21 protein-coding genes are annotated in these 24,047 nt (G+C 69.9%); 9 read left to right on the top strand and 12 right to left on the bottom strand.

Features of this window, described 5'->3' with window-relative positions:
* The 5 genes from HNV26_RS30975 to rimO all read left to right on the top strand — a co-directional run.
* Positions 1–2,986: serine/threonine-protein kinase (locus HNV26_RS30975; protein WP_171452927.1), on the top strand; the 2,986-nt coding region annotated here is incomplete at its 5' end.
* 189 nt (positions 2,987–3,175) lie between these two features.
* Positions 3,176–4,816: a ribonuclease J gene (locus HNV26_RS30970; RefSeq protein ID WP_171444487.1), complete on the top strand. Its 1,641-nt coding sequence runs from the start codon at positions 3,176–3,178 to the stop codon at positions 4,814–4,816.
* Positions 4,817–4,837: 21 nt separating this feature from the next.
* Positions 4,838–5,335, top strand: coding sequence for a YajQ family cyclic di-GMP-binding protein (locus HNV26_RS30965; RefSeq protein ID WP_011551594.1), 498 nt, complete (start codon positions 4,838–4,840; stop codon positions 5,333–5,335).
* 8 nt (positions 5,336–5,343) lie between these two features.
* The gene (locus HNV26_RS30960; RefSeq protein ID WP_171444488.1) at positions 5,344–6,447 is read left to right on the top strand and encodes a hypothetical protein; all 1,104 of its coding nucleotides are present in this window, start codon (positions 5,344–5,346) and stop codon (positions 6,445–6,447) included.
* A gap of 32 nt (positions 6,448–6,479) precedes the next feature.
* Complete coding sequence (gene rimO, locus HNV26_RS30955) at positions 6,480–7,877, top strand: 30S ribosomal protein S12 methylthiotransferase RimO (RefSeq protein ID WP_216612884.1); 1,398 nt, start codon at positions 6,480–6,482, stop codon at positions 7,875–7,877.
* A gap of 30 nt (positions 7,878–7,907) precedes the next feature.
* On the opposite strand, the gene HNV26_RS30950 is transcribed toward rimO, so the two are convergent.
* From HNV26_RS30950 to rplU, 7 genes are all read right to left on the bottom strand, one after another.
* On the bottom strand, positions 7,908–8,873 hold the full coding sequence (locus HNV26_RS30950; protein WP_216612882.1) for a hypothetical protein: 966 nt from the start codon (positions 8,871–8,873) through the stop codon (positions 7,908–7,910).
* A 46-nt stretch (positions 8,874–8,919) separates the two neighbouring features.
* Positions 8,920–10,344 carry a hypothetical protein gene (locus HNV26_RS30945; protein ID WP_366817062.1) on the bottom strand — a complete coding sequence of 475 codons (1,425 nt, stop codon included), beginning with the start codon at positions 10,342–10,344 and terminating at the stop codon, positions 8,920–8,922.
* 10 nt (positions 10,345–10,354) lie between these two features.
* A complete protein-coding gene (lolA, locus tag HNV26_RS30940; RefSeq protein WP_171444492.1) occupies positions 10,355–11,083 on the bottom strand; it encodes an outer membrane lipoprotein periplasmic chaperone LolA in 729 nt (242 codons plus the stop codon).
* Positions 11,084–11,130: 47 nt separating this feature from the next.
* Positions 11,131–11,808 carry a TrmH family RNA methyltransferase gene (locus tag HNV26_RS30935; protein WP_090484423.1) on the bottom strand — a complete coding sequence of 226 codons (678 nt, stop codon included), beginning with the start codon at positions 11,806–11,808 and terminating at the stop codon, positions 11,131–11,133.
* Positions 11,809–11,812: 4 nt separating this feature from the next.
* Positions 11,813–13,315 (bottom strand): GTPase ObgE, encoded by a 1,503-nt coding sequence (obgE, locus tag HNV26_RS30930; protein WP_171444493.1) that lies wholly within the window; start codon positions 13,313–13,315, stop codon positions 11,813–11,815.
* A gap of 126 nt (positions 13,316–13,441) precedes the next feature.
* Positions 13,442–13,717 carry a 50S ribosomal protein L27 gene (gene rpmA / locus HNV26_RS30925; protein WP_011551586.1) on the bottom strand — a complete coding sequence of 92 codons (276 nt, stop codon included), beginning with the start codon at positions 13,715–13,717 and terminating at the stop codon, positions 13,442–13,444.
* Positions 13,718–13,756: 39 nt separating this feature from the next.
* Positions 13,757–14,065, bottom strand: a complete 309-nt coding sequence (rplU, locus tag HNV26_RS30920) for a 50S ribosomal protein L21 (RefSeq protein WP_026113820.1) — start codon at positions 14,063–14,065, stop codon at positions 13,757–13,759.
* A 255-nt stretch (positions 14,066–14,320) separates the two neighbouring features.
* Here rplU and HNV26_RS30915 point away from each other — a divergent pair, with 255 nt between their 5' ends.
* Entirely contained in the window at positions 14,321–14,710 is a 390-nt protein-coding gene (locus HNV26_RS30915; protein WP_171444494.1) for a hypothetical protein, read from the top strand.
* A 50-nt stretch (positions 14,711–14,760) separates the two neighbouring features.
* On the opposite strand, the gene HNV26_RS30910 is transcribed toward HNV26_RS30915, so the two are convergent.
* Entirely contained in the window at positions 14,761–16,842 is a 2,082-nt protein-coding gene (locus HNV26_RS30910) for a serine/threonine-protein kinase (RefSeq protein ID WP_171444495.1), read from the bottom strand.
* Between the two features lie 173 nt (positions 16,843–17,015).
* Here HNV26_RS30910 and HNV26_RS30905 point away from each other — a divergent pair, with 173 nt between their 5' ends.
* Together HNV26_RS30905 and HNV26_RS30900 are read left to right on the top strand one after the other, a co-directional pair.
* Positions 17,016–17,978, top strand: coding sequence for an isopenicillin N synthase family dioxygenase (locus HNV26_RS30905; protein WP_171444496.1), 963 nt, complete (start codon positions 17,016–17,018; stop codon positions 17,976–17,978).
* Between the two features lie 6 nt (positions 17,979–17,984).
* Positions 17,985–19,019: a carbon-nitrogen hydrolase family protein gene (locus HNV26_RS30900; protein WP_171444497.1), complete on the top strand. Its 1,035-nt coding sequence runs from the start codon at positions 17,985–17,987 to the stop codon at positions 19,017–19,019.
* On the opposite strand, the gene gatB is transcribed toward HNV26_RS30900, so the two are convergent.
* The 4 genes from gatB to HNV26_RS30880 are packed head-to-tail and all read right to left on the bottom strand — an operon-like array spanning position 19,016 to position 22,596.
* The gene (gatB, locus tag HNV26_RS30895; protein ID WP_171444498.1) at positions 19,016–20,455 is read right to left on the bottom strand and encodes an Asp-tRNA(Asn)/Glu-tRNA(Gln) amidotransferase subunit GatB; all 1,440 of its coding nucleotides are present in this window, start codon (positions 20,453–20,455) and stop codon (positions 19,016–19,018) included. The genes HNV26_RS30900 and gatB overlap by 4 nt on opposite strands.
* A gap of 32 nt (positions 20,456–20,487) precedes the next feature.
* Positions 20,488–21,948 (bottom strand): Asp-tRNA(Asn)/Glu-tRNA(Gln) amidotransferase subunit GatA, encoded by a 1,461-nt coding sequence (gene gatA, locus HNV26_RS30890; RefSeq protein ID WP_171444499.1) that lies wholly within the window; start codon positions 21,946–21,948, stop codon positions 20,488–20,490.
* Between the two features lie 18 nt (positions 21,949–21,966).
* Positions 21,967–22,254, bottom strand: a complete 288-nt coding sequence (gatC, locus tag HNV26_RS30885) for an Asp-tRNA(Asn)/Glu-tRNA(Gln) amidotransferase subunit GatC (protein WP_011551578.1) — start codon at positions 22,252–22,254, stop codon at positions 21,967–21,969.
* 6 nt (positions 22,255–22,260) lie between these two features.
* On the bottom strand, positions 22,261–22,596 hold the full coding sequence (locus tag HNV26_RS30880) for a TFIIB-type zinc ribbon-containing protein (RefSeq protein ID WP_026113821.1): 336 nt from the start codon (positions 22,594–22,596) through the stop codon (positions 22,261–22,263).
* Positions 22,597–22,810: 214 nt separating this feature from the next.
* Here HNV26_RS30880 and HNV26_RS30875 point away from each other — a divergent pair.
* Positions 22,811–24,047 (top strand): DNA translocase FtsK 4TM domain-containing protein (locus HNV26_RS30875; protein WP_216612881.1); only part of this gene is annotated, 1,237 nt, incomplete at its 3' end.

The following is a 24,047-nucleotide window of genomic DNA, read 5'->3' as shown; positions in this document are numbered from 1 at the left end:
CCCACCAGCAATCCGCGCCATTCCGCCCCCCGCGCCGCCTCAGGACCTGAGCGCGCGCATCCTGCCCAATGCCCACGCCGCGCCCGGTCCCAGCGCGAGCCCCAAGAGCTTCGCGGGCGCCCATGTGCTCCCGCATGGCGGCCGGCTGCTCTCCGCCCCGGACGCGGCGGAGGGACGCGGCCCTCGAGTCACCCTGTCCATGCCCCTGGCGCCCTCGCCGGCCAAGCCGCTTCTGGCGAGCCCCGGGGGTGGGAAGCCGGGCCGCCCCCTCGCGCGCAAGGATGTCGAGGACACCGAGCCGCGGGACTCCGCCCAGATTCGCGTGGGCCGCTACCACATCCTGGACACCCTGGGCGCGGGCGGCATGGGCGCTGTCTACAGCGCCTATGACCCGGAGCTGCACCGGCGCGTCGCCATCAAGCTGCTGCACCCGGACGCCAACCCGGCGGCGCGCTCCGACGGCTCTTCCCGCCTGCTTCGCGAAGCCCAGGCGATGGCGCGGCTGTCTCACCCGAACGTGGTCTCCGTCTACGACGCGGGCACCTTCGCGGGGCGCGTCTTCATCGCCATGGAGCGGGTGGACGGCCTGTCCCTGCGCCACTGGCTCCGCGCCGAGCACCGCACCTGGCGAGAGGTGCTCGACATCTTCCGCCAGGCGGGCCGAGGGCTCGCCGCCGCACATGCCGCTGGACTGGTCCACCGGGACTTCAAGCCCGCCAATGTGCTGGTCAGCAAGGAAGGCCGGGCGCAGGTGACGGACTTCGGGCTGGCCCGCACCACCGCGGACCTCGACGCCGCCGAGGCGGGCCGGGGCACCACGCCCGCGCTGCCGCGCCTCGCCCCGGAAGACCTGCTCCAGACGGCGCTCACCGAGGCCGGGCTCGTCATGGGCACGCCCGCGTACATGCCACCGGAGCAGCACGAAGACGGGCGCATCGACGCGCGCGGGGACCAGTTCAGCTTCTGCGCGTCCCTCTACGAAGCCCTCTACGGACAGCTTCCCTTCAACGGCAAGCGCCCGGAGGATTACCTGGAGGAAGCCCGCGCCGGCCGCGTGCGCCCGCCGCCTCGGGGCAGCCGCGTCCCCACGTGGGTGCTGCGCGCCGTGACGCGGGGCCTGTCCCCGGCTCCCGAAGCGCGCTTCCCGTCCATGGGCGTGCTGTTGGATGCGCTGGGCGCGGACCCGCTGGCGGCCTGGCGCCGCCGTGGCGCGGTGGCCGCCGCGTCCATGCTGCTCAACAGCGTGGTCGCCGTCACCTGGCTGCTGGTGGGCTCGCAGCGGGACGGCCCGTGTCCGGATGCCGAGGCCCGGCTCACCGGCGTCTGGGACACGGCACGCCGGGCGGAAATCCAGAAGGCCTTCGCCGCCACGGGCAAGGTCCACGCCTCCGCCGCCTTCGAACGCGTGGCGACGACCCTGGATGGCTTCGCGCATGATTGGACGCGCATGCACCGCGAGGCCTGCGAAGCCACCCGGGTTCAGGGCCACCAGTCGGACCATGTGCTCGCGCTGCGCATGGCGTGCCTGGACCGGCGCCACTCGGCCCTGGTGGCCTTGACGGGCGTGCTCGCGCAGACGGATGCGGAGGCGCTGAACGCCGCACCGGACGCGGCCCAGCGACTGCCTCCCATCGCCGCCTGCGCGGACGTGGACGCGCTCTGGCGGGGCCTGTCGGAGCCCGAGGGGCAGCGGCAGCAGGTGGAGGCCCTGCGCGCCCGGGTGGACCGGGCCACGGCCCTGGTGGACGCCGGCCGCTACCCCCAGGCGCAGGAAGAAGCGAAGGCGGTGCTGTCCGAGGCGCGGCAGCTCGGCTACGGGCCGGTGCTGGCGGAGGCGCTGGAGCTGGAGGGCCGGCTCGGGCTCGTCGCGGGGGATGACGCTCGCGCCGCCGCGGCCCTGCGGGAATCCCTCTTCACCGCGCAGGCGCACCGCCATGACCACCTGGCGGCGCGCGCGTCGGCGAGGTTGGTGACCGCCGTCTCCTCCGATTCCACCCTGGAGTCCTGGACGGTGGAGCAGGCGCGCGCGTCCATCCAACGCGCGGGCGGCGCCTCCGAATTGGAGGCCTTGCTCCAGACGAGCCTGGGCCGCAACGCCTTCCTCCGAGGCCAGTACGCCCAGGCGGTGGAGGCCTTTGGCCGCTCCGCGACGCTGCGCGAGCAGGAGCTGGGGCCCGAGCACCTGCTCACGTTGGAGTCGCTCCGCAACCAGGCCGCGGCCCTCTCCCGCACGCCCGAGACGGAGCGCGCCATGGGCCTGCTGCACCGCGTGCTGGAGACGACGGAGCGCGTGCTCGGCCCGGCCCATCCTCAGACGGCCATGGCGGCCAACGCCATGGGCTACCACCTGGTCATCGTCCGCCGCTTCGAGGAAGCCCTCCCCTACCTCCAGCGCGCCATCCACCTGGAGGAGCAGTCGCTGGGGCACGACAGCGCCACGCTGAGCTATCCGCTCAACAACCTGGCCGAGGCCCTGGAAGCGCTCGGCCGCAACGCAGAGGCCCGCCCCCTGCGCGAGCGCGCGCTCGCGGTGGACCTGAAGGCCTACGGCCCCGAACATCCGGAGACCGCCACCGACCTGGCCCTGCTCGGCGCGCTGGCCCTGCGAGAGGGAAAGCCGCGCGACGCGATGGACTACGCCCGCCGGAGCATCGCGGCCTACGAGGCCTTCCAGAAGGACCACCTGGACACGGCCGCTCCGCTCACCACGCTGGGCCTGGCCCTGCATGCCCTGGGCAAGAGCCACGAGGCCCGCGCCACGCTGGAGCGCGCCTTGGCGCTTCGCACCGCCCATCCGGGCCCGGCCGAGGACCTCGCGAGCACCCGCTTCGCCCTGGCCCAGACGCTGGTGAAGCAGGACGGGCCCCGCGCCCGGGGGCTGGCCAACCAGGCCCTGCATTTCTACGCAGCCGAGGAGCCCACCTACGCCCTGGAGGCCAGCTCCGTCCGCAACTGGCTCCAGGACCTCCGACGCCGGAGGCGCTGAGCCACGGCCAGGGCCCACATCCACCGAAATCACGTCCCTCCACACACATCCTCGAGCGGGGGCGCGAGGACTCCGGGGAGCGCTCCCTCCGCATCCGACGAAGTCACCCCGAGGGTCGCCAGACAGGCGGACGCGGCTCACGCCTATTCTCGGGGGCTTCCGTCACTTTCCACCGCTAGACTTCACCCAATGCTTCACGTCATTCCCCTGGGCGGCCTGGGCGAAATCGGCCTCAACTCCATGGTCATCGCCTGCCGTGGGGAGATGCTGCTCATCGACGCCGGGCTGATGTTCCCCTCCGCGGGGATGCCCGGCGTGGACATCATCATTCCGGACTTCAGCCACCTGAAGCAGAACGCCGCGCAGCTCAAGGGCGTGCTGCTCACCCATGGCCACGAAGACCACCTGGGCGCCCTGCCCTACCTGCTCAACGAGGTGCCCGTCCCCGTCTACGGCACGCGCTTCACGCTGGCCATGGCGCGCCACCGGCTGGAGGAGCTGGGCATCGAGGCGGACCTGCGCGAAATCGAGCCGCGCGAGCCCTTCACCGTGGGCACCGCCTTCCGCGTGGAGGCCAGCCGCGTCACGCACACCGTGCCGGACGCGGTGGGCTTCATCCTGCGCACGCCCGAAGGCACCCTCATCCACACCGGCGACTTCAAGCTGGACCCGGACCCCATCGACGGGCTGCGCACGGACCTGGAGCGCTGGGGCGAGGCTGGCGAGGAGGGCGTGCTCTGCCTCCTCTCCGACTCCACCAACTCCGAGGTGACGGAGGAGACGGGCAGCGAGCGCGTGGTGGAGCAGACCTTCGAGCGCCTCTTCCAGGGCGCCACCGGCCGTATCATCGTCGCCCTCTTCTCCTCCAACCTCCACCGGGTGCGGCACCTGCTGGCGCTGGCGGAGCGGCTGGGGCGCAAGGTGGCCCTGCAGGGCCGCAGCATGCTGCGCAACGTGGAGATGGCGCGGGAGCTGGGCTACCTGGACGTGCCCGACTCGCTCTTCGTCCACCTGGACACGGTGCCGGCGCTGCCCGCGCAGCGGGTGCTGGTGCTGACCACCGGCGCCCAGGGCGAGCCCCGGGCCGGGCTGTCCCAGCTCGCGTCGGGGGACGGCCCCGTGCGGCTGAATCCCGGCGACCTGGTGGTGCTCAGCTCGCGGGCCATCCCCGGCAACGAGCGCTCCGTGGGCGCGCTCATCGACGCGCTCCAGTGGCGCGGGGCGAAGGTCGCCTACGCCCAGGTGGAGCCGGGCATCCACGTCTCCGGCCACGCCAGCCAGCCCCAGCAGCGGCGCGTGCTGGACCTGGTGCGCCCGGCCCACTTCATCCCCGTCCACGGCGAGGGACGCCACCTGCACAAGCACCTGCTCACCGCGCGCGAGGCCGGGCTGGAGCCCGCCCAGTGCCTGCTGGCGCAGGACGGCGACGTCGTCACCTTCGAGGAGGGCCGGGGGCGCTTCACCGGCAGCGTCCCGTCCGGACGCATCCTCAAGGACCGGTTCGGCCCCGGCCTGCTGACGCCGGACACGCTCCAGGAGCGCGTCCGGCTGTCGGAGACGGGCATGGTGGCCGCGGTGGTCGTCCTCCAGCGGGGGACCCAGAAGCTGGTGGCGGGGCCGCAGCTGTCCGGCCAGGGGCTGTCCGTGGACGAACAGGTCCTGCTCCCCCGGGTGGCCCAGGACGCGCAAGTGCTCTTCGAGGAACTGTCCCCCGTCCTGCGGGGCGATGACGCCCTGGTGAGAGAGGAGCTCACCCGGGCCGTGCGCCGGGCCTTCAAGGCGTACACGTCCAAGCGTGCCCTGGTGGTGCCCTTGGTCGTCCGGGTGTAGGTATGGTAAGGGCCGCTGCCCATGCCATCCTTCGACGTCGTCTCGAAAATCGACCTCGCTGAGCTCGACAACGCGGTCAACCAGACCAAGAAGGAGCTCAGCACGCGGTACGACTTCCAGGGCACCCATGCCGACGTGGTGCTGGCCCCGGACAATACCGCCATCACCGTGAAGGCCAACAGCGAAGACCGCGTCCAGGCCGCCAAGGAAGTCCTCCTGACGAAGCTGGCCAAGCGGAACATCAGCCTGTTCGCCTTGGAGTACGGTGACATCGAGAAGACGGGCCTTCACAACGTGAAGCAGGTCATCAAGCTCCAGCAGGGCATCCCGGTGGAGAAGTCCAAGGAGTTGGTGAAGCTGCTGAAGGACTCGAAGATGAAGGTCCAGGGCTCCATCCAGGCCGACCAGCTTCGCGTCACGGGCAAGAACCGGGACGACCTCCAGGCGGCCATCGCCCTGTTCCGCAAGGAGCAGGACCGGCTGAAGCTGGACATGCAGTTCATCAACTTCCGCGATTGAAGAGGCCCATGCGCGCTGCAGCCCTGTCCTTCTGCCTCCTGTTCTGCGCCCCGGGCGTTGCGTCCGCCCAGGCGGACCGTCCTTCCAAGCCGGTTCCCTCCCTCCCCAAGCCCCCGCGCATCCAGGGTGGGCTCAAGGCCTTCGCGTCGCCGATGGTGCTCAAGCCCGTCGCCGTGGAGGGCGCCACCGCCTCGTTCACCGCCAAGGTGGGCGCGCGCAAGGACACGCTGTACGTCGGAGTGGAAGCCACCGACGACCAGCTCCAGGCTGGCGACTTGCTCACCCTGTCCCTCTACTTCCCGGGCACCGGCCCCACCGCCACCGGCTACACGTGGCGCTTCGCCTTCGATGGCAAGCGCGCGTCCGGGGCGGAGAGCGGCACGCCGCAGTTCGCGCAGGACCTGGTGACGGCCGCCGTGCAGCGCCAGGGCAACACGCTGCTGCTGATGGCGTCGGTGCCGGTGCGCGCCTTCCCCCGCTTTCCCGCCGTGGACCCGCTGGTGATGGACCTGTGCCTCACCTACGAGGACCGGGACAGCGCGGACGCCAAGGTCACGTCCATCTCGAACTGCCAGAGCGGCACCATGGTGGGTGACGCGCTGCGCCTGCCGGACGAGCCCCGCAAGGGCCTCAAGCTGAAGCTGCCGGAGAACGTCACCTCGCTCGAGCCCAAGGAGAACGGGCTGCTGGGCTGGGACTACATGAGCTACCCGGCCTGGGCTCAGGCGGACGACGAGCTGACCCCTGCCTCGTTGCGCGGCCTGGTGGCGCCGGACGCCGTCGTTCCCTCGTCCGTGGACCTGAACGTGCCGGATACGCTCACCCTGGAGGACGGCGGACGCGTCGTCACGGTGGTGACCGGGAAGAATCCGTATGCCGTCGCGGGTCAATGTGACGCCGATGACGAGCTGCGCTTGGGCCTCTACCTGGTGACCGGGAAGACAGCGCGGCGGGTGCTTGAGTGGCCGGCCGCCACCTGCGCGCTGGGGCGCACGTCATCGGTGGAACTGGAAGATGAGGGCGTGCTGTCCATCCGTTACTCGAACGGCACGTCCATGAACTTCGCCTGGAGTGGGACCCACTTCTCGCGAACCGAACTCGGAAAGCGGTAGACGCAGTGGAAACCACCAAGAGCCTGTACATGATGACGCTCGGCTGCCCGAAGAACCGGGTGGACTCCGAGGTGATGCTGGGCACGCTGCGCCACCGCGGCTACACGCTGGTGCAGGAGGCGTCCGACGCCCAGGTCATCGTCGTCAACACGTGCGCCTTCATCGGTCCCGCCAAGCAGGAGTCGGTGGACTCCATCCTGGAGATGGCCGAGCTGAAGAAGTCCGGCGCCTGCAAGACGCTGGTGGTGACGGGGTGCTTGTCCCAGCGCTACGGCGAGGAGCTGTCGAAGGAGATGCCGGAGGTCGACCACTTCCTGGGCACCAGCGCCTACGCCCAGATTGGTGACCTGCTGGCCGCGGAGGCCTCGCCGCGTCAGGTGATTCCGGACCCGGACTACATCCACGACGCCAATACGCCGCGCATCAACTCGATGCCGAAGTACACGGCGTACCTCAAGATTTCCGAGGGCTGCGACAACGCCTGCGCCTTCTGCATCATCCCCACCCTGCGCGGCGGGCAGCGCTCGCGGCCCATCGACGACATCGTCGCCGAGGCGAAGCAGCTGGCGGACAGCGGCGTGCAGGAGCTGAACCTCGTCGCGCAGGATTTGACGGCCTACGGGCATGACCTGCCGGGCCGGCCGAAGCTGCATGACTTGCTCAAGGCGCTGGTGCAGGTGGACGTGAAGTGGATCCGCCTCCACTACGCCTACCCGCGCATCTTCCCGGACGAGCTCATCGAGGTGATGGCCTCGGAGCCGAAGATTGCCCGCTACCTGGACATGCCCGTGCAGCACGTCAGCGACAAGCTGCTGCTGTCCATGAAGCGCGGCCGCAACTCGGAGTTCCTCAAGGGCCTGCTCACCAAGCTGCGGGAGCGCGTGCCCGGTCTGGTGATGCGCACCTCGCTCATCGTCGGCCTGCCGGGCGAGACGGACGAGGACTTCGAGATGCTGAAGGAGTTCGTGAAGACGCAGCGCTTCGAGCGCCTGGGCGTCTTCCAGTACTCCGACGAAGAGGGCACCGCCGCCTACGACCTGCCGGACAAGGTGCCGCAGAAAATCATCGAGCGCCGCTGGCGCGAGGTCATGGCCATCCAGAAGCGCATCAACCGCGAGCAGAACAAGAAGCTCGTGGGCAAGCGCCTGGAGGTGCTCGTGGAAGGCCCCGCGCCGGAGACGGAGCACCTGCTGGTGGGCCGCCACCAAGGCCAGGCGCCGGACATCGACGGCATGGTCTACATCAACGACGGACTGGCGTACCCGGGGGAGATTGTCACCGTGGAGGTGACGGAGGCCCACGACTACGACCTGGTCGCCCGCGTGGTGGAGCGCCCGGACCCGAAGCAGCGCGAGCACACCGCGCGCGACGCGCACCCGGCTCCGCTGCCCGTGTCGGTGATGCAGCGTCCGGCCCCTCGCGCGGAGTAGGCGCGAAGGCTCCGGACGCCGCGGGAGCCCTCAGCGCGAGGGCTCCTCCAGCACCAGGGTGCGTCCCGGGCTGACGGCGCGCAGACGCTCGCGCAGCTTCTCCCGGTCCGCCTTCGCCGCCTTCGGCGTCGCCGCCAGCTTCTCGTGGAGCTCGCGCGCCGTGGCGTCGTACCAGACCTCGCGCACGGGCCCACCCTCGGCCAAGTGCCGCGCCACGCCCGCGAGCAGCCGGCAGCAGTCCTCCCAGCCCGCGTCCTGCTGAGGGCCGCCCTGCTCCCGGGTGAAGGCGATGGCATCGTCCAACGTCTTCCCGTCCTGCAGGTAGACGTTGATGAGCGCCCGGGCCGCGCGGTTCCCCGCGTCCCGCATGTTGAGCCACAGGAACCACGCCTTGCCCTCCGGCGCGGGCGACTCCACCGCGTAGATTTCGGTGATGGGCGCGGGCGTGCCGTCCGGACCGAGGCCCACGAGCCCCGCCTCGGGCGACACCAGCAGCACGAACGCGTCCGCGGGCAGCTTCAGCGTCTGCGCCAGCACCGTCCCCGGCGTCTCCTTCACCAGGCGCCGGACCAGGTCCGCCGCCACCTCGTAGCGCTGCCGGCCCCGCTCCTCGTGCACCACCAGGTGCCAGTCACGCAGCACGGCCTGGAGGTTGGCGTGGGCCCACTGCTGGCGGAACTCGAAGGTATCCACGCCCTTGCGCCGGCAGATGTCGTCCAGGGTGGAACGGAGCGCGTCCAGCATCTCCTCATCCTTCAACATGTCGACGTAGTGCGTGTGGCCCACGCGCTCCGCGACGCGCTCGATGACGGCCAGCAATCCGAAGCGGATGGCGCCACTTGCGTCCTGCACGGACAACCGGCCCCGCTCCACTTCCTTGGAGAGGGCATCGTACATCCGGGAGACGCCCTCCTTTTCCAGATAGCGGCGGGCCAGCTCGATGGAGCGGCGCTGTTCGGTGTACTGACGGTCGAACTCGGTGGGAGACGGGCGCATGTGCGCCAGAGGAGAGCGCAGCACCCCCGCCCCTGTCCAGGCAACGCTAGCGGGGGTCTTCCGGCTCCAGCTCCCGCTCCTCAGGTGGGGGCTCACGCGAGGGAGCGCCTCGCGCCGGCATGGCCACGCCCTCACCCAGTGGCGTGGGCTGGCACTCACACACGGTGCGGCGAGAGGCGGTCTCCGTGACGAAGGCACAGGCCGTGGGGCACTCGGGCTGGCGGCCTTCCTCGAACAGGCCCAGCGTGAAGTCTCGCGCGGTGGACAGCGCCGCATGGCAGGCAGGCAGCGCCTGCGCCAGGGAGCGCCAGGGCACGCGGTGTTGCGTCGTCAGGCCTCTGCTGGTGGAGGGGAAGCTCAGCCCCACGCCACAGCCGCTCACCAGCTTCTGCCCGTCCGGCCCCAGCGGCTCCAGGTGAAGCCGCCCTCCTTCTGGCAGGTCCCGGTACACGGCGCCGCTGATCGAAACGCTGCCATCCGGCTCACGCCGCACATGCAGGCCGTAGCAAGCCTCCTCACGGAAGGAGCTGTCGGGCGCGGCGCAATGGCTGGTGGCGGAGCCTTCTGGCGGCCGGACGCGGGGGCGCCGCAGCACCAGGGCCCCGCCCTTTGCGTCCAGCGTCGCGGTGAAGCGGCCCCAGACATCCGGCCCCAGGCGGCCCAGGCTGCTCGGCGAGTCCCAGCGCCCAGCGGCCTCCACCACCAGCGGGCGGACACCCAGTCCCTCGGCCACCTCCACTGCGTCCAGCGCGAAGGTTCGCGGCGGCAGGTTGGCGGCCGTTTCGAGCGGCTGAAGCCCCTGTGCCTCGGCGAGGCGCACGGACACTCGTGAGAAGGGCTCACGCGAGCCAAGGACGAAGGGGCCCGTGAGCTCCGCTCCGCCCTGCGTCATCCGCGCGGCCAGCAGGGGCCAATCGCCCAGCGGCTCGCGGCTGAGCTCCACCACGTGCACCTCGCGCGAGGCCTCCGTGGCCGCCGCTTCCGCGACGTAGTCCGCGCGAGGGCGAGAGGTGGTGAAGGTCACTTCCCGCCGCAGTGGGTCCACGGTGAGCGCGTAGAACTCCAGGACATCCGCGCCCAGCGTCACGGCGCAGACCTTCTCACCGGACAAGCCCGCGGTGCGCACGGGCGACCGCACCGGGCCCACCGAGAAGGCGGGTAAAGGCACCACGGGCCAGGAGCGGAAACCTCCCGCGGGCTCGGGCGCGCGGATGGTGCCTTCGGGGGCGGGAAGCGCGCCGTCGAAGCAGCCTCGCGACACGAGCGAGAGTGGCCGCGCCACGTCCAACACCACCGGCACGGGCCGCGCCCCCAGTTGGCCCGCCACGGTGAGCCGCAGCGCGGGCGAAGCCAGCAGCGGCAGCGTCTGCCCCTGGAAGCCTTGCGGACGCTCGGCGCTGGCGGCCGGTTCCCGGTGGCACCCGGTCCCGGCCAGCCCCATCCACCCCATCAGCAGGAACGCGCGACGCACGCTCCGCAGGTTACTGCTTCTTCGCCTTCGTGAAGTCATCCACGCGGGTGTCGTCCGGGACGTCCAGCTTGAAGCTGTCCGAGTCGAGGCCCACGTTCGTCTTCAGGTTGAGGAAGGAGATGGTGTTCTCGCTGCCGTCCGGATCCACCACCGTGCTCTTGAGCACCTGGGCCGTGGACGGATCCACCTCCAGGCGCACCTGGCGGAAGCGCGGCTCGTTCTTCAGCGGATCCAACACCAGCAACGTGCCCTTGCAGTCCTTGCAGGCGCCCTTGGTGATGTTGAACTCGTCCGCGAGCTTTCCCTGGCCGAAGAGGAACGTCACCGACGCGGAGAGCTGGCTGGTGTCCACGTTGGCAACGGTGAGGCTCTGCGCCGCCGGGTCGTACGCGTACACCTTGTTGCCCGCCAGCACGAAGGTGCGCGGCGAAGGCTTCAGGTACTCCCAACGCATCAGGCCGGGCTTCTTGTACGTGACGGTGCCTTCGGACGTCTGCGTGCGCCGGAAGGTCTTGTACTTGTAGTCCTGGCGGAAGCCCGCGCGGAAGTCACCGGTCTTCTCGTAGAAGGCCTGCATCCGGTCCACCAGGGACTTCACTTCCGGCGTCATGGGCTTCGCGGCGGCGGGGGCCGCGGGCGCGGGCGCGGCGGCCTGGACCGTCGGAGCGGGCTTCACCGGGGCTGCGGCAGGGGTGGCAGGAGCGGACAGGAGCGTAGCGAGCAGGGCTTCGAAGAACATGGCGTACCTCCATCTAACCCATCTCGACGGGGCCTGAGCCCCGGCATTCACGGGGCCTTCTTGAACAAGCGCTTCCTCTGTTTGATGGCCAGCACGTAGAAGCGCTCGCGCAGGGCCTGGGCATCCTCGGGAGACAGGTCCCCCGACTGGCCCAGGTGCTCGTCCCGCCAGGCAATCGCCCGGCTGATGCAGGCGGACGCCGCGGCGGAGATGTTGAGGCTCTGGCTGAACCCCTTCATGGGGACCCAGAACGTGCCGTCCACGCCGGCCAGCACGTCCTCGCTCACGCCGCGCCGCTCGTTGCCGAACACCAGCGCCATCTTCCCGTCGAAGCGCAGGGTGTAGAGGCTGGTGGCCCCCTCCTGGATGGCGGAGGCATACAGCGAGAAGCCACGGGACTTCAGGTGCTCGCGGCACTCGGCGAACGTCTTGTACAGCTTCACGTCCAGCCACTTGTCGCAGCCCTGGGCCACCCTCGAGTTGGGAACGAAGGGCGCTTCCGGGTTGATGATGATGTGGACTTCCTGAACGCCCATGGACTCGCAGGTGCGCAGCACCGCGGCCATGTTGAAGCTGTCCTCCAGCCGGTCCAGGACCACCGTGAAGTTGCGCGTCCGGTGACTGACGACGCGATCAATCTTCTCCTTGCGCACGTCGAGCAGGAACTGCTCCGGCTCGAACTGCTCCCGCTCATAGCGCTCGTAGCGCGCACCACCACCCGACATGGACTCAGCTCCTCCTGCCGCCCGACTTGCGCGCCGGAGTTCGCTTCGTGGCCGCGGATGCCTTCTTCGCGGCGGCCTTGCCCGACGAGCCGCTCTTGCGCGCGGGCGCCTTCTTCGCGGCGGACTTCTTCACCGGCGCGGTGCCCGCCTTGCGAGCTGGGGCCTTCTTCGTCGCGGCCTTCTTCGCGGCCCCAGTGCCTGCCTTGCGGGTCGCGGCCTTCTTCGCCGCAGCAGTGCCCGCCTTGCGCGCTGTGGACGTCTTCGCAGCTGCGCCCACCTTGCGAGCCGGAGCCTTCTTCGCAGCCGCAGACTTCTTCTTCGCCGCCGCTGCGCCCACCTTGCGAGCCGGAGCCGTCTTCACCGCCGCAGACTTCTTCGTCGCAGGCTTCGTCGCCGCAGTTGCGCCCGCCTTGCGAGCCGGAGCCTTCTTCTCCGCGGCCTTCGCCTTGGCCTTCCCCGCCCGAGCCGCCTTGGCGGGAATCTCCACGTGGAGCTTCTCGGTGCGCCCCGTGAACAACACCTCCGCCACGGAGTCCATCAGCGGCTGCATGCCCTCGCCGGTGGCGCAGGACACGGGATACACACGGATGCCGCGCTCACGCAGCGCCTCCGTGAAGCCCTCCAGCCGGGCCTGCGCGTCGGGCAGATCCAACTTGTTGGCCGCCACCACCTGCGGCTTGGACGCCAGCTCCGGGCTGTACTTGCCCAGCTCCGCGATGAGCACGTCGAAGTCGTGCAGCGGCGCGCGGCCTTCGCCCTCCGCCCCCATGTCGATGAGGTGGATCAGCACCTTGCACCGCTCCACGTGGCGCAGGAACTGGTGCCCCAGGCCCACGCCCTCGCTGGCGCCCTCGATGATGCCGGGGATGTCCGCCATCACGAAGGACAGGCCGTCCTTGTACTGGACCATGCCCAGGTTGGGGATCAACGTGGTGAAGGGGTAGTCGGCGACCTTCGGCCGCGCCCGGCTCACGCGGGAGATGAACGTGCTCTTGCCCGCGTTGGGAAAGCCCAGCAGCCCCACGTCCGCCAGGAGCTTCAGCTCCAGCCGGAGCGTCAGCTCCTCGCCCTTCGTCCCATCCTGGGCGAAGCGCGGCGTCTGCCGGGTGGAGGTGGCGAAGTTCATGTTGCCCAGGCCGCCGCGCCCGCCCTTCGCCGCCACCCAGCGCTGGCCCGTCTCGCTCAGGTCGACCAGCAGCTCCCCGGTGTTGGCGTCCTTCACCAGCGTGCCCACAGGCACCTTGAGCACCATGTCCTCGGCGGCGCGACCGTTACAGTCGCTGCCCATGCCGTGCTCGCCATTCTTGGCGCGGTGATGCTGCTGGTAGCGGTAGTCGAGCAGCGTGGTGAGCTGCGGGTCCGCCACGAAGACGACGGAGCCGCCGTTACCGCCGTCCCCGCCATTGGGGCCACCCCGCTCGATGTACTTCTCCCGCCGGAACGAGACGGCGCCGTTGCCGCCATCCCCCGCCTTCACGAAGATGCGGACCTCGTCGACGAACTTCATCTGGGACTCCTGGATAAACAAAGAGCGGGCCGCCCTCGCATCCCGCTGCCGGAAGGGCGCGTGGACTGGAGAAGCGACCCGCTCGTGGGTGCCGCACGGTTGCCGGCCTCAAGGGCCAGCCAGCCGTCAGGCGCTCGCCTGCTCAGCGGCGGCCGGGTAGACCGAAACCTTCTTCCGGTCGCGGCCCAGGCGCTCGTACTTCACCACGCCGTCCACCACCGAGTAGAGGGTGAAGTCGCGGCCGAGCTTCACGTTGGCGCCGGCGTGGATGACCGTGCCGACCTGGCGAACGAGGATGCTGCCCGCCGACACCGTCTCACCGCCGTACACCTTCACGCCACGATACTGCGGGTTGGAATCGCGACCGTTGCGCGAAGAACCCTGTCCTTTTTTATGAGCCATGACACCGTGCTCCTGAAGTTTGAGGTGAAACCGCCCGGACTAGCCGGCGATGGAGGTGACCTTCACCTCGGTGTACGGCTGACGGTGACCGCGGCGGCGGGTCCAGCCCTCCTTCTCCTTCCGGAAGTGGAGGACGCGGCGGTGCTTGTCCTGCGCCAGGACCTTGCCCACGACCTTCGCGCCAGCGACGGTCGGCTGGCCCACCTTCGGGCTCTCCGAACCACCGACCAGCAGAATCTCCGTGAAGGTCACTTCGGCCCCGACGTCGCCCGCGATCTTCTCGATCCGGACCACATCGCCCTCGGCGACGCGGTACTGCTTCCCGCCCGTGCGAATCACTGCGTACATCGTCAAACCCCTGTCATCTGTCGGGTTGGGTCAACCCGTGGAATCGACCGCGCATTTCGGACGGGTGGACCATCCAATCGCGCCAAAGGCGGCGGGATTTACGGGAGATACCCTGGGGAGTCAAGGTGGTTGAAGGATCAGACGGCTACTCCCCGGCCGTTTACTCGCCCCCTGGGTCAGTGCTAACTCGGGTTCCGGGCTTTCGGCCGCCTTTTCGCGAGCCGGCCCGACAACCTCGTCCAAAGGGGGACTACCATGAAGAAGCTTCTGATCGGCCTCTTGGCAACCAGCTCTCTTGTTCTTGGCACCGGCTGCGGCGGTGGCGATGACGACCTTTGCGAAGACCTGTACAACAGCAGCAACGAGGTCGACAAAAAGGGTCGCGCCTGCGGAGTTACTGGACTGTCGGACAACGAGATGGACGCCGCCATCCAGCAGTGCAAGAGCGGCCTCGCCAAGTGTACCGATAGCGACAAGGAGAAGATCGAGCGCGCCATCAAGTGCCTGGACGGTGTCAACACCTGCTCCGAAGGCAACGAGACGCAGTACTTTGGCGAGCTGATCGGCTGTGCGGCACAGCTCTCCGGGATCAGTCAGGACTGCCGGACCGCTGTTACCGTGGAAGATCCGGACGAAGAGCCATAATTTCGAGTGGCCTTCCATCCCAAGAAACAGTCCTGGGCCCGGCTCCTTCTTCAAGGTGACCGGGCCCTGTCATGTCCGGTCGGCGCCGTCGCCCGCCCGCCCAGCACCCGGCGGAGCCTGCGGTAGCGCTGGAGCATGTCCACCTCCAGCGGCGCGAGCTTCAGCCCTCGCTCGTACTGATCCAGCGCCTGGGAGAGCCGGCCGTCGCGCTCCAACGCGCCACCAGACTGGAAGTGGATCCGCGCCGTTCCCATGGCCTGGGGCCTGCGCGCCAGGAACTCCCGCCGCAGGGACTCCAACTGCTCGGCCGTGAGCCCTGCCTCCAGGCACTTCGCCACCCCGCGGTGATTGCCGCGCCAGGCATCGTAGAGGGCCCGCTGCACCGTGGCGCCCAAGGCCTCGGCCGCCTCGCGGACGCGGACGCGCAACGCATCCACCTGCGCGCGCTGGGGAGGCGTCAGCGAGTGCTGTTCCAGGGACTCCAGCGAGCGCCAGGCCTCGCGGGTCCGCAGGCGCACCGTGCCCATGTCCGAGTCAGGCTCCAGCGCCAGCACCGCATACGCGTCCCCCGCCGAGCGCTGACGCCAGGCCTCCAGCAAGCGCGCCACGGCCGGGTCTTCCGTGGGCGGCACTTGCGGGATGGCGCGTACCGGCTCGCCCTGGAGGAGCGCATCCACGGCGGCCTTGAGCACGGCGGTGGCCTCCACGAACTGGACGCCGAAGCCGGTGGGCATCCCCCAGACGCGCGCCTGCGCGGGCGGAACGACCCGCACCACTTCACACATGACCGACAGGGGCCCGGACGCCAGCTCCAGCACCACGGGCAGCCGCGAGCACAACGGCGGCAGTACGCGCCCACCGTGAAGGAACAGGCCGCCCCGGGAGAGGCCACTGCCCCTGAGTCGCACAGGACTTTCCCCTGGCCGCAGCACGACCTGCACCGGCACTTCCACGAGGGAGGCCCGGGGCGCCGCCGACGCGGCGGGAGCAAGACGCCGCTGGGACGTGCCCGCGAGCGAGGAAGGCACCGGCCCCGCCCGCGCGTCCGCGCCAGGCCGCCCCCGTGACGGGCCTTCGGTGGGCATGCCTGGCGCGGCGGGCGGCCGCTCGAGCACCGCGAGTCCTCCGGGACGCGTCTTCCGCGCCGACACGCGCACGTGCTCGGCGAGCGCCACCTGCAACGCGTTCCGGAACGCCGCGATGGAGGCGTATCGGTCCTCGGGCTTCTTGGCCAGGGCGCGCAGGATGACGTGCTCCAACGCGGCGGACACCGCCGGGTACACGGAGCTGGGGGGCGGCGGTGGCCGCAGCTGATGGGCCACCAGTTGCGCGGCCAATCCCTCGTCGTTGAAGGGAAGCCGGCCGGTGAGGAGCTGGTAGGCGATGACGCCCAGCGCATACAGGTCCGCGCGGCCATCCACGCCGCGCCCCAGGGACTGCTCGGGGGCCATGTACTCGGGCGTCCCCACGATGATGCCCGCGTGCGTCTGGGGCATGTGCGCGTCCGCCAGCTTGGCGATGCCGAAGTCCAGCACCTTGACGAAGGGCGCGTTGCGCTTGCGCCGGACCAGGAAGATGTTGTCCGGCTTCAGGTCGCGGTGGACGATGCCTCGCGCATGCGCGGCCTGGAGCGCGTCGCACACCTGCGACAGCACCGAGACGACCGCGCCCGCGGCCAGGGGCGTCCCCACCCACGCGGACAACGGAGCCCCATCCAGGAACTCCATGATGAGGTAGGGGCGCGGCGGCGTGGCATCCATGTCGAAGATGCTCACGATGTTCTCGTGGCCGATGAGGTTCACCGCCCGCGCCTCCGCATGGAAGCGCTGGACCAGCTCCGGGTACATCGTCAGGTGCGCGTGCAGCACCTTCACGGCGACCCGGCTGCCAATGGAGACGTGCTCGCCCAGGTAGACGGCGCCCATGCCGCCCCGGCCCAGGCGCCGCACCAGCCGGAAGCTTCCGCACCGGACGCCCACCAGGGGGTCCTGCGCCTCTACCGCGGGGGCACACCTGGGACGCGCCGTTCCACCGGCCCGCACGTCCGCGCGCACCAGCGTCGGACACGAGGCCTCCGCCCCATGCCGCCGGCCACACGCCCCACACCCACCACCGCTGCTCACCTCGGGCATCCGCCTCCCCCCAACCTGCCCGCCAACATGGACTCCGGGAGCACTGACTTCCACGGGGGATGAGGGCAGATGTCCGCTGCTGCCGCACCCTCGAAGCCATGGTCGCAGAACAGGGTCTTCTGGAGGACGCTGTGCGTGCCGACAATCCATCACGGTGGTTAAAGTGCGGCGCCATGTCGCCAACCCAGCGCCGCATCCCCGTCGTCAACCTGTCCCATTACCGCACGGGCACACCCCAGGAGCGCGCCCGCTTCGTGCAGGTGTTCGGCGACGGCATCAAGGAGTTCGGCTTCGTCACGGTGGAAGGGCACGGCATCGACGACGGCCTCATCCGCCGCACGTACACGGACGTGGAGCGCTTCTTCGCCCTGCCCGAGGCCACCAAGGCCCAGTACGCCCAGGCGGGGCACGGCGGCCAGCGCGGCTACATCGGCTACGGGCAGGAGCACGCGAAGAACCGCCAGGTGGGAGACCTGAAGGAGTTCTGGCACGTGGGCCGCGAGCTGCCGCCTGACCACAAGTACCACGCGCTCTACGGCCCCAACGTGTGGCCCACCGAGGTGTCCACCTTCCGAGAGCACACGCTGTCGCTCTTCAACGCGCTGGACTGCGCGGCGGGCGTCATGCTCCAGGCGCTGGCCGAGTACTTCGGCGTGGCGCGCGACACCTTCAGCGGCATGGCCACGGACGGCAACTCCGTGCTGCGGCTCATCCACTACCCGCCGCTGAAGGAGCGCTTCATCCCCGGGGGCGTGCGCGCCGCCGAGCATGAGGACATCAACCTCATCACCCTGCTCTGCGAGGGCACGGCGTCCGGCCTGGAGCTGCTCACCCGCGACGGGGAATGGCTGCCGGTGGACACGCTGCGCGGACAGATTGTCGTCGACTCAGGCGACATGCTCAGCCGCGTGACGAACGAAATCATCCCCGCCACCACGCACCGGGTGGTGAACCCGCGCAGCAAGGAAGAGGACACGGTGCGCTACTCGATGCCCTTCTTCGTCCATCCCTACGCGGACTGCGTGCTCCAGGCGCTGCCCTGCACCCAGACGGCGGACACCCCGGCGCGCCACGCGCCCATCACCGCGGATGCCTTCCTCAAGCAGCGGCTGCGCGAGAATGGCCTGCTGAAGTAACGCACCGTGGACACGGCCACCGACCTCGTCGAACTGTTCGCCCTCCAGCCCCGCGTCTCGCTGGAGGACTACGCCTCTCCGGCCGCCTTCGCCGCGCGACACCGTGCGCTGGCCGCGAAGGTGGATGCCCTGCGCGCCCGGGATGCGTCAGGCCAGCCGCGCTACCCAGCGCTCGTCGTGTGGCCGGAGTCGGTGGGGGCACCGCTGCTGTTCCTGGGCCACATGCGCCGCGTGCGGCAAAGCACCTCACTCCAGGATGCACTGAAACGCGTGGTCCTCCCCGAAGCCTGGGGCGTGTGGAATGCCTGGAGCCACTTTCGGCCGCCGTCGCTGACGGAGTGCATCTACGCCGCGCGAGCGCCCCTCGTGCACCGGACGCTGTGGAACACCTTCTCTGGCCTCGCGCGGGATTTCGGCCTGTGGGTGGTGGCGGGCAGTGCGCTGCTGCCCGCCGGCCGCCGGGGGGAGGGCTCGCCGGACTTCGAGCCCTTCAACGCGCGCACCTACAACACCAGCTACACCTTCTCGCCCGAAGGCGACTGCGTCGCGGCCGCGCGCAAGGCCAACCTGGTGCCCTCCTGGGAGGGCGGGCTGCACCTGAGCCCTGGCCGCCCGGAGGACCTGTCCGTGCTCCAGACGCCCTTCGGAAAGCTGGCGACCCTCATCGGCTATGACGGCTTCGCCCAGCCGCATACCCGCGACGAGCCCTGGTTCGTCCCCTGCGCGCAATACCTCGACGCCATGCGAGTGGATGTCCTCGCCCATCCCGCCATCCACGCCGGGCCGTGGACACGCTCTGCCCAAGGCGAGCGCTGGCGACACGAAGGCCTGCCCGAGCAGCTCCGCACGCTCCGGAACGTGCGCTACGTGGTGAGCGCGCAGCAGGTGGGCAGTCTGCTCGGCAACACCTTCGAAGCCGCCTCACACATCCTGGAGCGCACGGCCTCCGGCGACGTGCGCGTGCTCGCCCAGGCCCAGACGACGCAGGAGGAGGACGTGGTGCACGCCACCGTCCCCACCGCGGCACACAGCACGCCTTAGTCGCCGAGCTTCTTCTTCAGCAGCTCGTTGACCAGGGCGGGGTTGCCCTTGCCCTTCATGGCCCGCATCACCTGGCCCACGAAGAAACCGAACACCTGCTTCTTGCCGGCGCGGTACTTCTCAATCTCCCCCGCGTTCTTCGCGAGGATGTCGTCCACCACCGCCTCGATGGCGCCGGTGTCGCTCACCTGGGCCAGGCCCTTCTCCGCGATGATGTCCGAGGGCGCCTTGCCCGTGCGGAACATCTCCCCGAGCACATCCTTGCCCGCGTTGGCGGACACCATGCCCTGGTCGACAGCGCCCAGCAGCTCCCCCAGCTGTGCCGGCGTGAAGCGCAGCGCGGACAGCGGCGTGCCCTCTTCCTTCAGCAGGCGCATCAGCTCTCCGAGGAACCAGTTGGAGAGCTTCTTGTAGTCCTTGTAGTGCCCGGCGCAGGCCTCGAAGTAGTCGGCCAGCGGGCGCTCGGCGGTGAGGATGCGGGCGTCATACGCGGGCAGTCCGTACTGGCGGGTGAAGCGCTGGAGCTTCGCGCGCGGCAGCTCCGGCAGCGCCTTCGCGGCGGCGTCGATGGCCTCCGCGCTCACGTGCAGCGGCGGCAGGTCCGGCTCCGGGAAGTACCGGTAGTCGTGCGCCTCCTCCTTGCTGCGCATGGAGCGGGTAACGCCCTTGTTCACGTCCCACAGGCGCGTCTCCTGCACCACCTTGCCACCCGACTCGATGACGTCCACCTGCCGGGCAATCTCGTACTCGATGGCCTGCTTGAGGAAGCGGAACGAGTTGAGGTTCTTCAGCTCGCAGCGCTGCCCAAACGTGGTGGAGCCCTTGGGCATCACCGACACGTTGGCATCACAGCGGAAGCTCCCCTCCTCCAGGTTGCCGTCGTTGACGCCCAGGTAGACGAGCACGTCCCGCATCGCCTTGAGGTACTCCACCGCCTCGTCCGCGTCGCGGAGGTCGGGCTGGCTGACGATTTCGAGCAGCGGCACTCCCGCGCGGTTGAGGTCCACCAGGCTCTGGCCCCCACCGGCGTCATGCACGCTCTTTCCCGCGTCCTCTTCCATGTGGATGCGGAGGATGCGGATGGACTTCTCGCCCTGCGGCGTGTCGATGACGAGCCGCCCGTGCTCGCAGATGGGCTGGTCGAACTGCGTAATCTGGTAGCCCTTGGGCAGGTCCGGATAGAAGTAGTTCTTCCGACTCCACACGCTCGTCGGGCGGATGGTGCACTCCAGCGCCAGGCCCGTGCGCACGGCGAACTCCGCCACGCGCTGGTTGAGCACCGGCAGCACACCGGGCATGCCCAGGCACACCGGACAGGTGTTGCGGTTGGGCTCGGCGCCGAACGCGGTGGAGCAGCCACAGAAAATCTTGGACTGCGTGAGGAGCTGCGCGTGGACCTCGAGGCCGATGACGGGCTGGAAATCGCTCACGGGCATGGCGGTGTCACCTGGGCGGACGCTCGAGGGCCCTACAGGGGCGCGGAGCGGTGGAAGAAGTCGTGCTCGCGCTCGTAGGCGCGGGCAATGCGCAGCAGGCCAGCCTCGTCGAAGGGCCGTCCCAGAATCTGCAGGCCCACGGGCAAGCCCGCCTTCGTGAAGCCGCAGGGCACCGACAGGCCGGGCAGGCCAGCCAGGTTGCAAGGCAGCGTGTAGATGTCCATGAGGTACATGGACAGCGGGTCCTCCACCTTCTCCCCCAGCTTGAAGGCCGGCACCGGAGAGGTGGGCGACAGCAGCGCGTCCACCTGCTGGAAGGCCCGCGTGAAGTCCTCCCGGATGAGCGTGCGAACCTTCTGCGCACGCAGGTAGTGGGCGTCGTAGTAGCCGGAGGACAGCGCGAAGGTCCCCAGCATGATGCGGCGCTTCACCTCCGCGCCGAAGCCCTGCTCCCGCGTCAGCGCGTACACGTCCCGCAGGCTGCGCGCGTCCTTCGCCCGCAGGCCGAAGCGCACGCCATCGTAGCGAGCCAGGTTGCTGGACGCCTCCGCGGGCGCGATGAGGTAGTACGTCGCCAGCGCGTACTTCGTGTGGGGCAGCGACACGTCCACCAGCGTCGCGCCCAGACGCTCGTACTCGCGCAGGGCCTCGCGCACCGCGGCCTCCACCTCCGGGTCCATGCCCTCGGTGAAGTACTCGCGCGGAACGCCCAGCTTCAGGCCCCGCACGCCGGCCTCCAGGTCCGCCGAATAATCCGGCACGGGCGCGTCCGCGGACGTGGCGTCCTGCGCGTCCGGCCGCGCAATCACCTGGAGCAGCGCCGCCGCGTCCGCCACCGTGCGCGTCATGGGGCCTGGCTGGTCCAGCGACGAGGCGAAGGCGATGACGCCAAAGCGCGACACCCGGCCGTAGGTGGGCTTCAACCCCACCGTATTGGTGAGCGCCGCGGGCTGGCGGATGGAGCCGCCCGTGTCCGTTCCCAGGGCGCCAAACACCTCGCGCGCGGCCACCGCCGCCGCCGAGCCACCCGACGAGCCGCCTGGCGTGCGCGCCACATCCCACGGGTTGTGGCTGGGGAAGAAGGCGCTGGATTCGTTGGAGGAGCCCATCGCGAACTCATCCATGTTCAGCTTGCCCACCAGCGGCAGGCCCGCCTCCTTCAGCAGGCGCACCACCGTGGCGTCATAGGGCGGAACGAAGCCCTCCAGGATGCGCGAGCCGGCGGTGGTCTCCACGCCCTCGGTGAGGAAGATGTCCTTGAGCCCCAACGGCACGCCGTCCAGGGCGCTGGCGGGGCTGCCCGACTTGCGGCGCGCGTCACTGGCGCGAGCGGCGGCCAGGGCACCGGCTTCATCCACGCGCAAGAAGGCGCGCACCTTCGGGTCCACTTGCTGGATGCGCGCCAGGCTCGCGCGGGTGGCCTCCTCGGAGGAGGCCTCTCCCGCGGCCAGCTTCGCGGCCAGCTCCAGCATCGTGAGGTCCGTGAGCTGCATGGCGTGGAACCTCCGGGACTACTCGATGATTTTCGGCACGGCGAAGGACGTGTCCGACTTCGCCGGCGCGTTGGCCAGGGACTTCTCTGGCGGCAGGGACGGCCGCGTCACGTCCTCACGCAACCGTGAGGACGTGAGCGTGGCGTGGGAAGTGGGCTCCACGGCCTCCACGTCGAGCGACTGGAGCTGCTCCACCGCGTCCAGCACCGCGGACAGCTGGGTGGTGAAGCGCTGCTCCTCTTCCGGAGTCAGCGACAGCCGCGCCAGTGTGGCCACATGGCGCACCTGCTCGAGCGTGAGCGCCACGGCGGCCTACTTCTTCTTGAAGAGGTTGAGGATGGCCCCCATCACCTTGCCACTGCCCTCGTGGCCGTGCTGGGCGACCAGCTGGTCCAGCTCCCCGGCGTCCAGGAAGATGCCGTGGCAGTTGAAGCAGGTCTCGATTTCGACATTCCCCTGCTTCAGCGTCTGGAGGTCCATGCCGCACTTGGGGCACTTCATCCAGTGGAGCTTCTTGAGCTCCTCGCGCTGCTGCGCCGCACTCGCCGCGGCCTGCTCCAGGGCCAGCTTGCGCTTCTTCTCAATCTCCTCCCGGGCGAAGTACTCCTCCTCGGTGGATGACGGCTTATCGGTACGGGCGTCGGCCATGTGATGTTCCTCCACGAAGTCCCGCCGCCGCGCGGCATGCGCGCCCGGGCGGCGATGTTGGGCGGCACCATACCCCCTCTGGGGAGGGGTGCAGCCGAAATGTAGGTTCCCCGTCCGGAGCTGGAAAATTGACCGGTCCCCCGCCCTCCCTACACTCGCTGCGGGCATTGCTACAGCCCGCTACGCGGCTGAGACGCGCAGAGGGAAGACGGACATGACGGCGAAGAAGGGTCGGGCGGAGAAGGCGGTCTTGTCCCGGCAGGAAATCGCGACGCGCCGCAGGGCGCTGGCGGACAAGCGGATGAAGGCCGGCAAGGGCGGAGACGTCACTACCCGAGCCATCACCGGCGTGTTCCTGCTGGCAGCGTCGTTGATTGCCCTGCTGGCGGTGGCCACCTTCGACGCGAAGGACCGGGTGGGCCCGGGCTTCAACAACGCGGTGGGCCCCATGGGGCACCTCATCGCGGAGTCCCTGCGCGGCTTGCTGGGCGTGTGCGCCTACCTCATCCCGGCGGGCGGCATCTACACGGCCATGGTGCTCTTCGTGGGCAGCCGGGACCGGAAGCGGGGACCGCAAATCATCAGCCTGGCGCTGCTGACGGTCAGCGTGTCCGTGCTGGCGCAGCTGATGTTCGCTGGCGACAAGGGCTGGGCACACCCACCAGGTGGCGCGCTGGGCGCGAGCCTGGGCGGCATCATGGCCAGCCTGTTCTCCACGGTGGGCACCGTCATCCTGGTGACCGCCATCAGCGCGGCCGCCCTCATCGTGGGCACCCAGTACACCTTCCTCAAGCTGTGCTCGCTGGCCTGGGCCGGGCTGTGCGTGGTGGGCCGCCGCGTCCAGGAATCCGCCAGCGTGTTCTGGGAGGCGCAGAAGGTGGCCTACCAGGAGCGCCAGGAGCGCGCCGCCCAGGAGAAGCTGGAGGAGGCCGCCTTCCTCGCGCAGCTCGAGGCCGACGAGGAAGAGCTCGCCGAAGCCGAGCGCCTGGCCGAAGAGGCCGAGGCCGCCGAGGCCGAGGCCATGGCGGAGGAGGCCTTCCGGCTGTCGAAGCAGCAGGAGAAGGAGCAGGCCGCCGCCGCGAAGCTGGCGCTCAAGGAGTCCCGCGAGCGCCAGCAGGCGGAGAAGCTGGAGAAGAAGCTGCTGCCGCCGACCCGCGAGGCCGACTCGCTGCCGCCCGCCCCCGCGCCCGTGCTCGCCCTTCCGGAGAAAGCGCCGGCGAAGGCGGAGAAGCGCCCGGCCCTCGGTGCCGATCCGGCCTGGGCCGCGTCCTTCCTGCCGCCCTCGCCCAACCTCATCATTCCCGCCGACGGCGCCGACGCCCCCGAAACGCCGCGCGCCCGCCGCAAGCCGAACATCGTCACCGGCCCGGCGCCGGTCCCCATGGCCGACGTGGAGGCCGAGCCTGTCGCGCCCGTCGCCGCCTGGCTCTTATACCCATCTGAGGCTGCCG

It is taken from the genome of Myxococcus xanthus, assembly GCF_013116825.1.
GTDB lineage: Bacteria > Myxococcota > Myxococcia > Myxococcales > Myxococcaceae > Myxococcus > Myxococcus xanthus_B.
Note: the sequence above shows the minus strand (reverse complement) of the source record. Positions and strands in the feature narration are given on the sequence as shown.

What these genes read in the sequence shown, in the direction of transcription:
- HNV26_RS30905 (WP_171444496.1), top strand. Translation starts at nt 17,016, where the DNA reads ATGTCGCCAACCCAGCGCCGCATCCCCGTCGTCAACCTGTCCCATTAC.
- HNV26_RS30910 (WP_171444495.1), bottom strand. Translation starts at nt 16,842, where the DNA reads ATGCCCGAGGTGAGCAGCGGTGGTGGGTGTGGGGCGTGTGGCCGGCGG.
- HNV26_RS30935 (WP_090484423.1), bottom strand. Translation starts at nt 11,808, where the DNA reads ATGTCGGGTGGTGGTGCGCGCTACGAGCGCTATGAGCGGGAGCAGTTC.
- HNV26_RS30960 (WP_171444488.1), top strand. Translation starts at nt 5,344, where the DNA reads ATGCGCGCTGCAGCCCTGTCCTTCTGCCTCCTGTTCTGCGCCCCGGGC.
- obgE (WP_171444493.1), bottom strand. Translation starts at nt 13,315, where the DNA reads ATGAAGTTCGTCGACGAGGTCCGCATCTTCGTGAAGGCGGGGGATGGC.
- HNV26_RS30915 (WP_171444494.1), top strand. Translation starts at nt 14,321, where the DNA reads ATGAAGAAGCTTCTGATCGGCCTCTTGGCAACCAGCTCTCTTGTTCTT.
- gatB (WP_171444498.1), bottom strand. Translation starts at nt 20,455, where the DNA reads ATGCCCGTGAGCGATTTCCAGCCCGTCATCGGCCTCGAGGTCCACGCG.
- HNV26_RS30880 (WP_026113821.1), bottom strand. Translation starts at nt 22,596, where the DNA reads ATGGCCGACGCCCGTACCGATAAGCCGTCATCCACCGAGGAGGAGTAC.
- rpmA (WP_011551586.1), bottom strand. Translation starts at nt 13,717, where the DNA reads ATGGCTCATAAAAAAGGACAGGGTTCTTCGCGCAACGGTCGCGATTCC.
- rplU (WP_026113820.1), bottom strand. Translation starts at nt 14,065, where the DNA reads ATGTACGCAGTGATTCGCACGGGCGGGAAGCAGTACCGCGTCGCCGAG.
- lolA (WP_171444492.1), bottom strand. Translation starts at nt 11,083, where the DNA reads ATGTTCTTCGAAGCCCTGCTCGCTACGCTCCTGTCCGCTCCTGCCACC.
- HNV26_RS30970 (WP_171444487.1), top strand. Translation starts at nt 3,176, where the DNA reads ATGCTTCACGTCATTCCCCTGGGCGGCCTGGGCGAAATCGGCCTCAAC.
- HNV26_RS30950 (WP_216612882.1), bottom strand. Translation starts at nt 8,873, where the DNA reads ATGCGCCCGTCTCCCACCGAGTTCGACCGTCAGTACACCGAACAGCGC.
- gatA (WP_171444499.1), bottom strand. Translation starts at nt 21,948, where the DNA reads ATGCAGCTCACGGACCTCACGATGCTGGAGCTGGCCGCGAAGCTGGCC.
- rimO (WP_216612884.1), top strand. Translation starts at nt 6,480, where the DNA reads ATGACGCTCGGCTGCCCGAAGAACCGGGTGGACTCCGAGGTGATGCTG.
- HNV26_RS30965 (WP_011551594.1), top strand. Translation starts at nt 4,838, where the DNA reads ATGCCATCCTTCGACGTCGTCTCGAAAATCGACCTCGCTGAGCTCGAC.